The organism is Nonomuraea sp. NPDC001684 (genome assembly GCF_053596515.1).
Genome location: NZ_JBSFGJ010000006.1, coordinates 25,185 through 40,102, shown reverse-complemented (window position 1 = coordinate 40,102; position 14,918 = coordinate 25,185). Strand labels below are relative to the sequence as shown.

Annotated in this window: 12 protein-coding genes; 9 read left to right on the top strand and 3 right to left on the bottom strand. The window is 71.9% G+C overall.

The window, feature by feature from the left end:
• Window positions 1-49: 49 nt before the first annotated feature.
• Window positions 50-637: a TetR/AcrR family transcriptional regulator gene (locus ACWCSD_RS02610; RefSeq protein WP_352352627.1), complete on the top strand. Its 588-nt coding sequence runs from the start codon at window positions 50-52 to the stop codon at window positions 635-637.
• Between the two features lie 72 nt (window positions 638-709).
• Here the strand turns inward: ACWCSD_RS02610 and ACWCSD_RS02605 are convergent, their stop codons facing one another.
• Window positions 710-1,699 (bottom strand): methyltransferase, encoded by a 990-nt coding sequence (locus ACWCSD_RS02605; RefSeq protein WP_449912609.1) that lies wholly within the window; start codon window positions 1,697-1,699, stop codon window positions 710-712.
• Window positions 1,700-1,913: 214 nt separating this feature from the next.
• Here ACWCSD_RS02605 and ACWCSD_RS02600 point away from each other — a divergent pair, with 214 nt between their 5' ends.
• From ACWCSD_RS02600 to ACWCSD_RS02585, 4 genes are read left to right on the top strand one after another with little or no spacing between them, the layout of a single operon-like run.
• Window positions 1,914-3,650, top strand: coding sequence for a dipeptide ABC transporter ATP-binding protein (locus ACWCSD_RS02600; RefSeq protein WP_449912607.1), 1,737 nt, complete (start codon window positions 1,914-1,916; stop codon window positions 3,648-3,650).
• Between the two features lie 57 nt (window positions 3,651-3,707).
• Window positions 3,708-5,312, top strand: a complete 1,605-nt coding sequence (locus tag ACWCSD_RS02595; protein WP_397160426.1) for an ABC transporter substrate-binding protein — start codon at window positions 3,708-3,710, stop codon at window positions 5,310-5,312.
• 9 nt (window positions 5,313-5,321) lie between these two features.
• Window positions 5,322-6,266 (top strand): ABC transporter permease, encoded by a 945-nt coding sequence (locus ACWCSD_RS02590; protein ID WP_449912605.1) that lies wholly within the window; start codon window positions 5,322-5,324, stop codon window positions 6,264-6,266.
• Window positions 6,263-7,174, top strand: coding sequence for an ABC transporter permease (locus tag ACWCSD_RS02585; RefSeq protein ID WP_449912603.1), 912 nt, complete (start codon window positions 6,263-6,265; stop codon window positions 7,172-7,174). The genes ACWCSD_RS02590 and ACWCSD_RS02585 overlap by 4 nt, the downstream gene beginning before the upstream one ends.
• A gap of 85 nt (window positions 7,175-7,259) precedes the next feature.
• Here the strand turns inward: ACWCSD_RS02585 and ACWCSD_RS02580 are convergent, their stop codons facing one another.
• Entirely contained in the window at window positions 7,260-8,231 is a 972-nt protein-coding gene (locus ACWCSD_RS02580) for an aldo/keto reductase (protein ID WP_449912601.1), read from the bottom strand.
• A gap of 114 nt (window positions 8,232-8,345) precedes the next feature.
• Here ACWCSD_RS02580 and ACWCSD_RS02575 point away from each other — a divergent pair, with 114 nt between their 5' ends.
• On the top strand, window positions 8,346-9,092 hold the full coding sequence (locus tag ACWCSD_RS02575; RefSeq protein ID WP_397160420.1) for an SDR family NAD(P)-dependent oxidoreductase: 747 nt from the start codon (window positions 8,346-8,348) through the stop codon (window positions 9,090-9,092).
• Between the two features lie 43 nt (window positions 9,093-9,135).
• Here ACWCSD_RS02575 and ACWCSD_RS02570 read toward each other — a convergent pair whose 3' ends face one another.
• Window positions 9,136-10,509: an amidohydrolase gene (locus tag ACWCSD_RS02570; RefSeq protein ID WP_449912599.1), complete on the bottom strand. Its 1,374-nt coding sequence runs from the start codon at window positions 10,507-10,509 to the stop codon at window positions 9,136-9,138.
• Between the two features lie 83 nt (window positions 10,510-10,592).
• Here ACWCSD_RS02570 and ACWCSD_RS02565 point away from each other — a divergent pair, with 83 nt between their 5' ends.
• From ACWCSD_RS02565 to ACWCSD_RS02555, 3 genes are read left to right on the top strand one after another with little or no spacing between them, the layout of a single operon-like run.
• A complete protein-coding gene (locus ACWCSD_RS02565) occupies window positions 10,593-11,696 on the top strand; it encodes a zinc-binding dehydrogenase (RefSeq protein WP_397160416.1) in 1,104 nt (367 codons plus the stop codon).
• 10 nt (window positions 11,697-11,706) lie between these two features.
• A complete protein-coding gene (locus ACWCSD_RS02560; protein WP_397160414.1) occupies window positions 11,707-12,660 on the top strand; it encodes an aldo/keto reductase in 954 nt (317 codons plus the stop codon).
• Window positions 12,657-14,918, top strand: a complete 2,262-nt coding sequence (locus ACWCSD_RS02555) for an arylsulfatase (protein ID WP_449912596.1) — start codon at window positions 12,657-12,659, stop codon at window positions 14,916-14,918. Before ACWCSD_RS02560 ends, ACWCSD_RS02555 begins: the two co-directional genes overlap by 4 nt.

Below are 14,918 nucleotides of genomic sequence, written 5' to 3'. Positions count from 1 at the left end.
CATTTTGTCCTACACTGGTAGACGAAACGCCGTACGGAGGGGTGCCCGCATGCCCAAGATCATCGACCACGACCAGCGTCGCAGCGACATCATCGACGTCACGTGGGACCTGATCACGAAGGGGGGCATCGAGGCGGCCACCATGCGCGAGATCGCGAACGCGGCGGGCTTCGCCAACGGTGCGCTCAAGCACTACTTCCCCGGCAAGGAAGACATCATCGAGGCGACGTACGAGCGCGCCCTGGCCATCGTGACCAGCTACGTCAAGCTCGACGGCCGCCGCGGGCTGGGCGCGCTGCGCGAGATGTGCGAGGCCGCGATGCCGATCGACGAGGAGCGCATCACGGCCGGCCGGGTGCTGCTGATCTTCTGGCAGACCTCGCTGACCAACCCCAAGCTGTACGACAAGTACCTGGAGCACCTGCGGGCCTGGCGCGGCATGCTGCACCGGCTGATCGAGGAGGGCCGCGCCGACGGCGACATCCACACCTCGATCCCCGACGAGCAGCTCGTGGACGAGCTCGTGCTGCTCAACGCCGGGGCCAACGTGATGAGCCTGGTCGGCCCGCAGTTCTCCACGGTCGAGCTGCAGAAGCGGCACCTGGAGTCGTTCTTCGACCGCATCTCCCGGCCCTGACCCGCGCGTTCCGGCCCTGACCCGCGCGTTCCGGCCCGCGCCGCCACCTGGGCGGCGCGGGCCGCGTCGTGCTCAGACCGCTTCGGCCACGATGACGCGCGGGCTGCCCGGCAGGGCCAGCTTGTCCACCGGCTTCCAGGCGGCCTCGTCGAGCCAGGCGCGCACCTGCGACTCCTCGTAGACGACGGTCCCGTCGATCACCAGGTACTCCCCGGCGTGCAGCGCGTCGATGGCCCGCTGATCGGCGTCGTCGTCGAGGAAGAAGTCGAGCAGCAGCAGCCGCGCCCCCGGCGCCGCCGCCGCGCGGGCGTTGCGCAGGATGGCCCGGTTCTGCTCGACGCCGAAGCGGTGGATGACGTGGTTGACCATGACCAGGTCGTACGGGCCGGCGGGCGTGGCCGTGTCGGTCGGGACGCCGGTCACCTCGGCCCGGTCGGCGAACCCGGCCTCGGCCACCTGCGCGGTGATGGAGTCGGCGAAGGTCGGGTCGTACACGAAGGAGGCCCGCAGCTCCGGGTTGGCGCGCAGGGCCTCGAAGGCGAACGCGCTGGACAGGCCGCCCAGGTCCAGCAGGCTGCGGAAGCCGGTGAAGTCGAACGCGCCGCCCAGCATCCTGGCGTGCAGGCTGTTGTACGTCATGACCCCGGCCATGAACGTGCCCCACCGGTCGCCGGAGGTGTCCAGGACGCCCGGCTCGGTGGTGTCCACGGTCGTGTCGAACTGCAGCCAGTGGCCGTAGCTGATCTGGTTGAGGAACGTGAGGAACGGCCCGAGGTCGAGCTCGGACGACTTCCGCCCGGCCAGGTAGCCGGCCGCGTCGGCGCCGAGGGCGTACCGGCCGTCGGTCCTGGTCAGCAGGCCGAGCCCGGCCATGCTGTCGGCCAGGATGCGGGCCATGCGGGGGGTGACGCCAGTGGCCGTCGCGATCTCCCCGGCGCTGCGCTCGCCGTCCGCGAGCGCCTCGAACAGCCCGATGCGGCTGGCCGCGAAGAGCTGCTTGGCGCCCATGTAACCGGTGGCGATGGCGACGATCGGATCCGGCGTGGGGGAAGGCGTGGACATGGTCAAGGCCCTGCCCTTTCTGTATTGTCTACGAATGTAGACGTTCACCATAGACCCTCTGTCTACGAACGTGGAATAACCGTTGACAGTAGGGGACCCCTCTGTCAACCTTTGTAGAACTATCTGGCTCGAACATGGCTTTTCGGCAGCTCAGTGTGGGTTTGCGTGCCCCGCTTCGAGCACGGGACCGGTGCCTGGAATGGAGCTCTCGCGCATGTCGCTGCTCAACCTGACGGATCTGACCATCGGCGTCACCCAGGAGGACGCCGAGCCCCAGGAACTCGTCCACCGGCTCACCCTCGACGTCGCCTCCGGGCAGACGCTCTGCGTGGTGGGGGAGTCGGGCAGCGGCAAGACCGTGACGGCGCTGTCGATCATCCGCCTGCTGGAGTTCGTGGCCCCGGCCTACACTGAGGGCACGATCGAGGTCGGCGGCGTGGACGTCACGCGGCTGAGCGCCGAGGGCATGCGCGCCTACCGGGGCGCCCGGATCGGCATGATCTTCCAGGAGGCCCTGGACTCGCTCAACCCCGCCCAGCGCGTCGGCGCGCAGCTCATCGAGGGCTACCGGCCCGAGGGCGCGCTGCCCCGGCAGGCGCTGCGCCGGGGGAGCCGGCTGCGCCGCGAGGCCGAGGCCAAGGCCAGGAGCCTGCTCACCGAGGTCGGGCTGGCCGACACCGACCGGATCATGGCGCTCTATCCGCACCAGATGTCCGGCGGCATGCAGCAGCGCGTGATGATCGCCATAGCGCTGATGTCCGACCCCGACGTCCTCATCGCCGACGAGCCGACCACCGCCCTCGACGTGACCACGCAGGCCGAGATCCTGGCGCTGTTCCGTCGCGTGCAGCGTGAGCATCGGACCGCCTGCGTGTTCATCACCCATGACATGGGCGTCGCCGCCGAGATCGCCGACCGGATCGCCGTCATGTACCGGGGCAGGCTGGTGGAGGTCGGCGACAAGATGGACATCCTCCGCAAGCCTACGCATCCGTACACCAAGGCGCTGCTGGAATGCGTGCCACAGCTCGGCGTCAGCCGCCGTACCGGATTCCCGACGATCTCGGAGAGCAGGCTGCGGGCCGCGACCGAAGCCGACGGCGTGCCCGCCGGCGGGAGCGTGACCGAGACGCCGGCGCTCGGCGACGAGCCGGCGCCGGCGACCGGCACCCCGCCCCTGGTCGTCGAGAACGTCACCAAGGTCTACCGGACCGGCCGCCGGGCGAGCGTGCGCGCGGTCGGCGGCGTCTCGCTGGAGATCGCGCCCGGCGAGTTCTTCGGCCTGGTCGGCGAGTCCGGCTCGGGCAAGACGACGCTCGGCCGCATGGTCAGCGCCCTGGAACGGCCGACCTCGGGCAGCATCTCCTTCGGCGAGCACCGCATCACCGAGGCGGGGCTGCGCGGCGACGAGCGCGCCTTCCGCCGCGCCACCCAGCTGATCTTCCAGGACCCGCAGAGCTCGCTCGACCCCCGGCACACCGTGGCCCGCATCATCGCCGAGCCGCTGCGCGAGCTGACCCCGCTGCGCGGCGCGGACCTCGACCGGCGGGTGGCCGAGCTGATCGACGAGGTCGGCCTGCCCGCCGACTGCGCCCGCAAGCTGCCCTCGCAACTGTCCGGCGGCATGCGCCAGCGCGTGTCCATCGCGCGCGCGGTCGCCGCCGAGCCGAAGCTCATCGTCGCCGACGAGCCCACCTCCGCCCTCGACGTCTCCGTCCAGGGCCAGGTCATGAACCTCCTCCTGCAGCTGCGCCGCTCGCACGGCATCAGCTTCCTGTTCATCACGCACAACCTCAGCCTGGTGCTGTCGGTGGCCGACCGCGTCGGCGTGATGTACAAGGGCGACCTCGTCGAGGTCGGCGCCCCGGAAACCATCGCCTCCTCCTCCACCCACGAGTACACGCGCCGGCTCCTGGCCGCGAACCCCGACTTGTCGGCATACGTGGGATAGCCCCGGGCCGACCTTCTCCTTCTGTCCCCCCTTTTAGAGCAAGAGCGAGAACCCACCATGAACGTGCTCAAGAGCCTGAGGGCCGGGCTCGTCTCCGCCGCCGCGGCGAGCGCCCTGCTGCTCTCCGGCTGCGCGGGCGGCGCGACGTCGTCCTCCTCGTCCTCCTCCGCCGACGCCGGCACCCCCGTACGCGGCGGCGACCTCGTGGTCGCGGTGCCGACCGACCCGCAGTCGCTGGACATGGTCGCCAACCCCGGCCAGGTCACCGCCCACATCGGCAACATGCTGTACGAGAAGCTCTTCGAGGTCGACAAGACCTTCGCGGCCAGGCCGATGCTGGTCGACACCTACCAGCGCAGCGACGACCGGCTCACCTACACCTTCGAGCTGCGCGCCGGTGTCACGTTCCAGGACGGCGCCCCGCTCACCGCCGCCGACGTGGTCGCCAGCCTGGAGCGCTGGCTGAAGAGCCACGTCACCGGCCAGCAGGTGGCCGCCGACGTCAAGAGCCTCAAGGCCACCGGCGACCGCACGGTCACGCTGGAGCTGAAGAAGCCGCGTTACCCGCTGATCGACGAGCTGGCCAGCCCCGGCGCGGAGATCTACGAGGCCAGGAACCTCAAGGACGTGCCGGCCACCGGCTTCGCCAAGGAGGGCGCGGTCGGCACCGGGCCGTACAAGCTGAAGAGCTGGGACATCGGGCAGCAGGTCGTGCTGGAGCGTTACGACGGCTACAAGTCGCGCGCCGAGGAGGACTGGGGCGGCCAGGCCGGCGCCAAGCACGCCTACCTCGACACGGTCACCTACAAGGTCGTCGCCGACCAGGACGCCGTGGTCAACGGCCTGCAGACCGGCCAGTGGGCGCACGCCATGCCGGGCGACGACCAGTACACCCCGCTGAAGAACAACCCCGCCGTGGTCGTGTCGAACCTGGCCGGGGCCAACCAGAACGTGCTGATCCCCAACTTCAACAAGGGCTCCAAGTTCTCCGACGTGCGCGCCCGGCAGGCGCTCAACCTGCTGATGGACAAGCCCGCGCTGAACGCCGCCACCGGCGGCGGCCCCGACCTCACCGTCGAGGTGGGCGCGCTGGTCTCGCAGGACAACAAGGGCCTGTACTCCACCGCCGGCGACGACGTCTACCGGCAGCACGACCCGAACCGGGCCAAGGAGCTGTTCGCGCAGGCCGGCGTCAACGCCGGTGACACCGTGCGGATCCTGACCTCCAGCAGCTACCCGCAGTTCAGCCAGTGGGCGGTGCTGCTGCAGGACCAGCTCTCCAAGATCGGCATCAAGACGAAGATCGACACCTACGACTTCCCGACGATGCTCGGCACGATCACCAAGGACCCCGGCGGCTGGGACGTCACCACCCTGTTCTTCAACGCCGCGCTCACCTCGCCCTCGCAGATGCCCGCGCTGACCCTCGGGGCGTTCAACGGCTCCGGCTCGCCCGAGATGGCCAAGCTGATCGAGGACTACAACGCCGCCACCTCCCCCGAGACCGCCAGGACGCTCATGGACCAGCTCCAGGCGTTCGTGTGGCAGCAGCTCCCGGTCATCACGATCAGCCAGTCGAAGCTGTACGCCGCCTACTCGCCCAAGCTCAAGGGGTACGACACGTTCTACCGCGTGTTCTGGAACTCCTGGCTGCGGAAGTGAGGGGGGAACATGGCGGGACTCCTGCTCCGGCGGCTGCGTGACCTGGTCGTCATCCTGCTGATCGTGGGCACGATGATGTTCTTCGTCATCCGCCTGATCCCGGGCGACCCGGCCATCGCCATCCTCGGCCCGACGGCCAGGCCGCAGGACGTCGAGGCGCTCCGGCAGAGCATGGGCCTGACGGGCTCGCTGTGGGAGCAGTACCTGAGCTGGCTCGGCAACGTGGCGGGCGGCGACTTCGGCTCGTCGATCACCTACCACGCCCCGGTGGTGGGGGTGGTGGCCGAGCACTTCGTCCCGACGCTGACCCTGGCGGTGCTCAGCACCGTCCTCAGCTTCGTCGTCGCGGTGCTGGTCACCTCGTGGAACGCGGTCTCGCCGCGCAACCCCGCGGCGCGCGCGCTCAACCTGCTCTCCTCGCTCGGCATGGCGATCCCCGACTTCTGGATCGCGCTGATCCTGGTGCTGGTGTTCGCCGTGTCGCTGCGCTGGTTCCCCTCCAGCGGGTACGCCGACCTCTTCGCCGATCCGGTCGCCGGGGTGCCGATGCTGGTGCTGCCGGTGGTGTGCCTGGTCATCGGGCAGTCGGCGCTGTTCACGCTGACCCTGCGGGAGAGCGTGCTCGGCGAGCTGCCGCAGACGTACCTGCGCACCGCGCGGGTCAAGGGCCTGTCGGAGCGGCAGGTCATGCTCAGGCACGTGCTGCCGAACGCGCTCATGCCGCTGATCACCCAGCTCGGCAGCAACTTCGCGATGATGGTCGGCGGCATCGTGATCATCGAGTCGATCTTCGTCATCCCCGGGCTGGGCTCGTTGCTCATGGGCGCGGTCTCGACCCGGGACTTCCCGCTCGTCCAGGGCGTGACGCTGTTCGTCGCGCTGATGTTCGTGGTCGTCAACCTGGTCGTCGACCTGTCCTACGCCCTCCTCGACCCCAAGGTGCGTGTTTCGTGACTTCCGAGGCCGTCGCCGGGCGCGTCGGGACGGCCGGGCGGCCCTCCGCGGCCTCCCGCGCCTGGCGCCGCAACCGGGTGCTGATCACCGCTGCCGCGCTGCTCGTCCTCGTCGTGCTGGCCGTCGTGCTGCTGCCGGCGTTCCTGCCGGACGCGAACGCGACCGACCCGGTGCACCGGCTGCTGCCGCCCTCGGCCGGCCACCTGCTCGGCACCGACTCCTACGGCCGGGACGTGCTGAGCCGCCTGGTCTCCGGCGGCCGGGCCTCGCTCGGCCTCTCGGCGCTCATCACGCTCTGCGCGGCGTTCACCGGCATGGTGATCGGCCTGGTCAGCGGCTTCTACCGGACCGTGGACGCGATCGTCATGCGGATCATGGACGCCTGGATGTCGTTCCCGGCGATCATCCTGGCCATGGCGCTGGCCATCGGGCTCGGCGCCAGCATCTGGACCGAGCTGATCGCGCTGACGGTCATCTTCACGCCGTTCACGGCCCGGGTGATCCGCAGCCGGGTGCTCGGCGTGGCGGCGCGGCAGTACATCGGGGCCGCGCGGGTGTCCGGCATGCGGCCGGCGAAGATCCTGTTCGTGCACGTGCTGCCCAACGTGCTGCCGCTGGCGCTGGTGCAGGTCGTGATCCTGTCGGCCTCGGCGATGCTGGTGGACGGCGCGATGAGCTTCCTCGGGCTGGGCATCGCGCCGCCCACGCCGACGTGGGGAAACATGATCGCCGAAGGCAGGTCGTACCTGACGCAGGCGCCGTGGCTGATCGTGCTGCCGGGTGCGGCGATCATGTTCTGCGTGCTGCTGCTGAACCTCATCGGGTCGAGCATGCGCAACGTGGTGGACGCCCGCGCCCGGTCGATGAGCGAGCTGCAGAAGCTGCGCACCCGCCGTCCGGCACGGTGACGGCGGGCCCGCGCGGGGACCCCGGTGATCGCCGCCGGGCGTCCCCGCGCCCGGGTCGGAAGCTCCCGGCCCGGCAAGTCGCAGGTCAGGGGGTCCAGACGCCGTCGGCGCGCACGTCGCGGTCCAGCCACAGGTCGGCCAGGGCCGCGCGCACCTGCGGGCCGTGCTCGCGCCACAGCCGCAACGCGCCCAGGTTGTCCTCCAGCTGGGCCATCCGGCTCACCCCGAACAGCACGTTGGCCACCGCCGGGTGCTCCAGGCAGAACACGATCGCGACCTGGGCGGGGGTCGCGCCGAACTCGTCCGCGACCCGGGCGACGGCGTCCGCGGCCTGCCTGACGGCCTCCCGGATGCCGCCCGGGTCCGCGCCGATCTTCCGTTCGGGGAACTTCCTGCCCACCAGGATGCCGCCCTCGAAGACGTCGCTGGCCTGCAGCGCCAGCGCCCCGGAGGCGAAGTGCCGGCCGTAGAAGCCGCCCTCGGCCATCGAACGCCGGGCGATGCTGTACTTGAGCTGGGCGAAGCTCGGCGGCGTCAGGCCCTCCTCGGCGGCGAAGCTCAGCGCGAGGTCGACGTCCTCGGCGATCCAGTTGTTGACGCCCCAGCTCGTGAAGCGGCCGGCCGCGATCTGCTCGGCGACGTCGGTCACGATCCGCCGGATGTCGGGCCGCTGCATATAGTCGCCGACCACGACGGTCTCGGCGCTCTCGACGCCGACGCGGTCGAAGCTGACGTCGAGCTGCTCGCGGAAGCCCGTGCGCGGGTACTCCCACAGCCACAGCTTGCCGCAGAGCTGCCAGTCGTCCCGGCTCGCGCCGGCCTCGCGCACCGCCCGGCCGAAGATGAGGTCCGTACGGGCCTGCTCGGCGTGCGGGCCCATGTTGTAGTGGGCGACGTCGAAGAGGGTCACCCCGGCGTCGAGTGCCGCCCTGATCAGGGCCACCGCGTCGCCGAACTCCATGCGGTCCCAGGTGTTCCAGGAGCCCAGCCCGAACAGGGACGTCGTCGTGCCGCCCGGTCCGAGGCGCCGTGCCGGAACCCGCTGTGTGTCGCTCACGTCGATCCACTCCCTGCCGGATGAAGCCTTTTTTGTCTACGCTTGTATAATAATAAACCCAGGACGCCCGCGCAGCCCCGTCTGCGAAGGCCCGCACCGAACAGGAACCCCCACATGAGCGAACCTGTCGTCCCCAGGACCGTCCTCGTCACCGGCGGCGCGAGCGGCATCGGCCGCGGCGTCGCCGAAGCCTTCGCCGCGGCGGGCGATCGGGTCGTCATCGCCGACCTCGACGAGGCGCGGGCCAGGGCGGTCGCCGCCGAGCTCGGCGCCCACCACGTCCAGGTGGACGTCGGGGACGCCGCCTCCGTCGAGTCCGCCGTCGCGGCCGTCGCCGCCGAGCACGGCGACATCGGCGTGCTGGTGAACAACGCCGGGCACACCGCGGGCGGCGGCCCGCTCATCGGGCTCGACGTGGACGTCTTCGACGCCTGCGCCCGGGTCAACTTCCGCGGCACGTTCCTGATGACCCGGGCCGTCGGGGCGCACATGGTGCAGCGGGGCGTCCGCGGCTGCATGGTCAACATCTCCTCCATCGGCGCCCGCCAGCCCACGCCCGGCCTCGGCCACTACGAGGCCACCAAGGCCGCCATCGACGCCCTGACCCGCTCGGCCGGCATCGAGCTGGCCCCCCACGGCATCCGCGTGAACGGCGTCGCCCCCGGGCCGGTGCTCACCCCGATGACGGCCATGTTCGCCACCGACGACGCGGCCAGGAAGGCGTGGGAGGCCCGGATCCCGCTGGGCTCGATCGCCCAGGTGGCCGACATCGTCCCCGCCGTGCTCTTCCTGGCCTCCGACGGCGCCCGCCACATCACCGGCGTCAGCCTCCAGGTGGACGGCGGCCAGCTGCTGGCCTGACCCCTCCACCCGCGGGGCCGGGCCGCCACCCGGCCCCGGCCGGTCAGTCCAGGGACACCCCGTCACGCAGGTGGACGATCCGGCCCGCGGTCACGGTGGCGTCGACCGCGACCTGCGGCAGGTCCGCCGGCGCGACCTCCAGGGGGTCGCGGTCCAGCACGCAGAAGTCGGCGGCCTTGCCCCACTCCAGCGACCCCTTCCACGTCTCCGCGCCGTCCTGGACGGCGGGCGCCGTGGTGTAGCAGCGCAGCAGGCGGGTCATCAGCCGGGGGCGCGGCGCCCGCTCGCCCAGCAGCCCGCACGCCGCCGCCACCTGCGCCCGCCAGTCGGGCGTGGTCACCGGCCCGTCGCTGCTCAAAGTGAACGTCACCCCGCCGGCCAGCAGCTCCTGCAGCGGCCAGGCCGTCCCGGCGACCTCCGGGCCGAGCGCGCCGGCCACCCAGTCGGCGGTGGCCGCCGCGATCACCGGCTGCGTGGTGAGGCCCATGCCGAGCCCGGCCATGCGGGCGATCTGGTCGGGGTTCACCAGGTCGCCGTGGATGACGTAATGCCGCCTCGCGGCCCCGTGCTCGCCCGCCGGTTCGGCCACCAGTTCGGCCACGGTGTCCACGAACGCGTCGATGGACCGGTCGCCGGTGGCGTGCACGCCGACCTGGAGGCCCGCGCGGTGCGCCAGCCGGATCATGGCGCGCAGGTTGTGCTCCCGCGCGGCGTCGTCCGCCCCCGACACCAGCAGCGATCCGTGGCCGCCCGAGGTGTAGCGGTGGCAGGTCCAGGCCGAGCCCATGGGCGGGATGCCGTCGGCGAAGATCTTGAGCCCGGTCACGTTGAGCCAGGCGGGGTCGGCGCGGGGGAGGGGCGCGTCCAGGCCGGCGGCGACGTCCTCCAGGGTGCTGGGGCCGTCGAGGGTGCCGAACAGCCGCAACGCGGTCACCCGTGCCCGCAGCGCGCCCTCCTTCGCCAGCGTCGCGTAGGTGTCCAGGACGGCCTGCGAGAAGCAGCCGGTCTCGCCGTCGTCCTCGCCGGGGCCGAGGCCGGGCTCGGTGTAGCTGGTGATGCCGAGCGAGGCGCAGATCCGCCCGGCGCGCAGGATGGCGGCCCGCCTGGACTCCTCGTCGGCCAGCAGCCGGCCCTGGTGGGCGGACAGGCCGTTCTCGCTGATCAGCGTGTCCGGCCAGACCGCTCCCAGCCAGGCGGCGTGCAGGTGCGAGTCGTTGATGCCGGGCAGGACCGTCCGGCCGGCCAGGGAGAGCACGCGGGTGCCGGGCCCGGCGTGCGCCAGGGCCTCCTCGTCCGTCCCGACCGCCACCAGGCGGCCGGCGCGCGCCGCCAGGCCGCTCGCCCGCCCGTCGCGGGCGTCGAAGGTGAGCACGTTGCCGCCGACCGCCACGAGGTCCGCGTACTCGTCCGCTGACACCGGGTTCCTCCTGAGGGGCTGTAATTGTTTGTCAACGAGTGTAGATTAACCACACTTAACGGTCGAAAGCCACGAAGGTGACCATGCCTACGAGAACCGCCGCCGCCGTCCTCACCGAGCACGGCAAGCCCCTCAGCCTTCAGGACGTCCCGCTGCCCGACGCCGTCGAGCCCGGCGCCGCCCTGGTGCGCATCACGTGCACCACCCTGTGCGGCACCGACGTGCACCTGTGGGCCGGCCAGATGACGTTCCCCGGGATGCTGCCGATGATCCTCGGCCACGAGATGGTCGGCGAGGTCGTCGAGGCCGGGCCGGGCACCACCGACGCCCTCGGCCGCCCGATCGCCCCGGGCGACCGCATCGGCTGGTCGGAGTCCACCTGCGGCCACTGCTACGGCTGCGCCGTGCTGCGCCAGCCGGTCGCCTGCGCCAACCGCGGCTACGGCTTCACGCAGCGCGCCGACCGCCCCCCGTACGCCACGGGCGGCCTGGTCGAGTACTGCTACGTGACCCCGGGCGCGGCCAAGCTGCTGCTGCCCGCCGACGTCAAGGACACCTGGGCCTCGATGTCGGGCTGCGCGGCCAAGACCGTGCTGCGCGCCGTGGACCGGGCCGGCGGCATCAGGACCGGCTCGACCGTGGTGGTGCAGGGCGCGGGCGCGCTCGGCATCTTCGCCACGGCCGTCGCCAGGATCGCCGGCGCGGGCACCGTCATCACCGTGGGCGGCCCGGACGACCGGCTGGCCGCCGCCCGGCGCTTCGGCGCCGACGCGACCGTCTCGACCGACCTCGGCAAGGACGAGCGCGTCGCCCGGATCAGGGAGCTGGCCGGGGAGCGCGGCGCGGACTACGTGTTCGACCTGGCCGGCGCGCCCACCGTGGCCGAGGAGGCGGTCGCGGTGGCCGCCCAGCGCGGCACCGTGGTGATCGTCGGCTCCACCGGCTTCGAACTCGCGCCCGTGCCGCTCGGCGCGGTCATGGGCAAGGAGCTGACCGTCGTCGGCTCGCTCAACGGCGACATCGCCGACTACCACCGCTCGATCGAGTTCTTCCAGACCTTCGCCGCCCGCATGCCGTGGGACGAGCTGTTCAGCGAGCCCGTCGGCCTGGCTCAGGCCACCGCCTGCGTCGAGTCGATGTCCAGGCTCGGTGAGATCAAGGCCGTCGTCGACCCCCGCCTGCCCTAGGAGACCTGCCGTGCAGACCATCCCGCGCCGCCGCATCGGCCGCACCGGACCGGAGACGGGCGTGCTCGCGCTCGGCTCCTGGCACACCTACGACCGCATGGACTTCCACGACGCGGTCGCCATGATCCGCGAGGCCGTGGACCGCGGCATCGACCTGTTCGACGTCGGCGTCTACGGCTTCCCCGGCATGCCGCCCGTGTTCACCGACGTGATCTTCTCGGCCCTGGTGCGCGCGGCCGGCCTGCGCCGCGAGGACTACCTGCTCTCCTCCAAGCTGTGGCTGGAGGGCTACCCGGAGCACAGCCTGCGCGACCAGCTGCTCAACGCCCTGTTCCGGGCCGGCGCCGACCACGCCGACCTCGTGGTGCTCGGCGACCTGCGGCACGACGGCGTGGACCTGCACCGGCTCGTCCTCGACCTGGCCGGCCTGGCGAAGGAGGGGCTGATCCGGAGCTGGGGCGTCAACAACTGGTCGGCGTCGAACGTGCAGACGCTCATCGACGCCGCCGCCGGCGAGGGCGTCGAGGGCCCGGCCATCGCGCAGCTGAAGTACAGCGTCTCGCGCCGCTCGATCCCCGACGGCGCGCCGTTCGCCCGCATCTTCGCCCAGGGCGTCACGCTGCAGTCCTCCGACGTGCTGGAGGGCGGCGTGCTGCTGGGCAAGGGCGTGGACCGGCAGGTCGGCCGCGACCCCGGCGGCATCAGGGAGCGCATCGCGGCCTCGGCGGCCGAGCTGGCCGCGATCGCCGCCGACCTGGACGCCACCCCGGCGCAGGTGTGCGTGGCCTTCACGCTCACCCACCCGGCCAACACCACCACCCTGTTCGGCGCGACCAGCCTGGACCAGCTGCGCGACAACCTGGCGGCCGTGGAGCTGGTCGAGCGGGTCGGCGCCGAGGAGCTGCGGGCGCTGGTGGCGCCGCTGTGGGCCGACCGGGACGCCGTCGATCCGGAGGGGCCGTGAGCACGCCGCCGAGCAGGGGGTACGAGGGCTTCGGCGGCACGGCCCGCGAGCTGGCCTCGCAGTCCACGCCCTGGTGGCCGCGGCCGCGGCGGGCGCGTCCCGGGGCGCCCAACGTGGTGGTCGTGCTGGTGGACGACCTGGGGTTCAGCGACCTGTCGCCGTTCGGGTCGGAGATCGACACGCCGCACGTGCAGGCGCTGGCCGAGTCGGGCTACCGGTTCAGCAACTACCACAGCACTCCGCTCTGCTCGCCCTCCAGGGCCGCCCTGATGACCGGGCTCAACCCGCACCGGGCGGGGTTCGCGATGGTGGCCCACGTGGACCCGGGCTATCCCGGCTACCGGATGGAGATCCCGCAGGAGGTGCCCACGCTGGCCGAGTCGTTCCGGGCCGGCGGGTACGCGACGTTCATGGTCGGCAAGTGGCACCTGACCATCGAGTCCAAGCTGCACGACGGCGCCGACAAGAGCTCCTGGCCGCTCCAGCGCGGCTTCGACCGCTACTACGGCTCCATGGACGGCTTCACGTCCCTGTTCCACCCGCACCGCCTGATCAGCGACAACGGCCCGATCCCCGACGAGGGCTTCCCGGACGACTTCTACCTGACCGACGCCCTCACCGACCGCGCCATCGGCATGATCAACGGCCTGCGCGCCAACGACGCCGACAAGCCGTTCTTCCTCTACTTCGCCCACCAGGCCGTGCACGGCCCGGTGCAGGCCAAGCCGGCCGACGTCGCCAAGTACCGCGGCCGCTACGACGCGGGCTGGGCCAGGATCCGCGAGGAACGCTTCGCCCGCCAGCTCCGCGACGGCCTCTTCCCCGAGGGCACCCGGCCGTCCGACCCGGACCTGGCGCCGTGGGAGGAGCGCACCGAGCTGTACGCCCGCCACATGGAGGTCTACGCCGCCGCCGTGGACGCCGTGGACCAGAGCCTCGGCCGGCTGGTCGAGCACCTCAAGCGCATCGGCGAGTACGACAACACCGTCATCGTCGTCACCAGCGACAACGGCGCGACCGCCGAGGGCGGCCCCGAGGGCACCCGCAGCTACCTCAGCCGCTTCGTGCACCTGGCCGGCCTGCCCGACGACTGGTGCCACGACGTGCCGCGCGACCTCGACCTCGTCGGCGGCCCCCAGGTCCACGGCCATTACCCGCGCGGCTGGGGGAACGTCTCCAACACCCCGTTCCGCCTTTACAAGGGCCACGCCTACGCGGGCGGCATCCACGTGCCGTTCGTGTTGTCGTGGCCGGCCGGGCTGCCCAGGCAGGCCGGCGACCCGGGCGTGCGCGACCAGTACGCCTACGTCACCGACGTCGCGCCCACCCTCCTCACGCTGGCCGGCCTGGAGCTTCCCGAGGACGTGGACGGCGTGCCGTTCGACCACTTCCTGCGCGAGCGCGACCGGCCGAGCCGGCACCGCTCGCAGTACGTCGAGAGCGGTGGGCAGCGCGGCTACTTCGAGGACCACTACAAGCTCATCGCCCCGCACCTGCCCGGCACGCCGTTCACCGACGACGGCTGGGAGCTGTACGACATCGCCCGCGACCCGGCCGAGACCACCGACCTGGCCGCCGAGCAGCCGGAACGGGTGTCCGACCTGGCCGCGAAGTGGCGGGCGGCGGCCTGGCTCAACACGGTCTTCCCGCTGGCCGACACGCCGGACATGCTCAACACCCGGCCGCCGGCCGAGCTGGCGCTGTCGGAGCCGGTCACGATCCACCCGGGCACCCCGGTGCTGGAACGGTTCCGGTCGAGCAGGCTCACCTCCATGCGGTCGTTCACGATCGAGGCGTGGCTGGAGCGGCGGCCGGGCGACGAGGGCGTGATCGTGGCCCACGGCGACCAGGGCGGCGGCTACGTCCTGTACGTCGAGGACGGCGAGCTGCGGCTGACGTACAACGCCTACGGCCTGCCGGTGCGGGCGGCCGGCCCGATCCCGGCGGCGGGGCCGGTGACCGTCACGGCCCGCTTCACGGCGCTGCCGGAGGTGCGCTGGGACGTCGAGGTGCTGGTGGACGGCAAGCCGGTGCTGGCCGTCGAGCGGGTCCCGCAGCTGGTCGGCATGGCGCCCTTCACCGGCATCAGCGTCGGCTTCGACTACGGCCCGGTGGACTGGGAGCTGCACGAGCGCCGGGGCGTGTTCCGCTACCGGCGCGGCCTGGACCGGGTGCGGTACGTCCCGGGGGAGAAGGCGCCCTACAACCCGGAGATCATCGCGCTGGCCGAGGACCTGGCGCAGCGCGCGATCGAATGA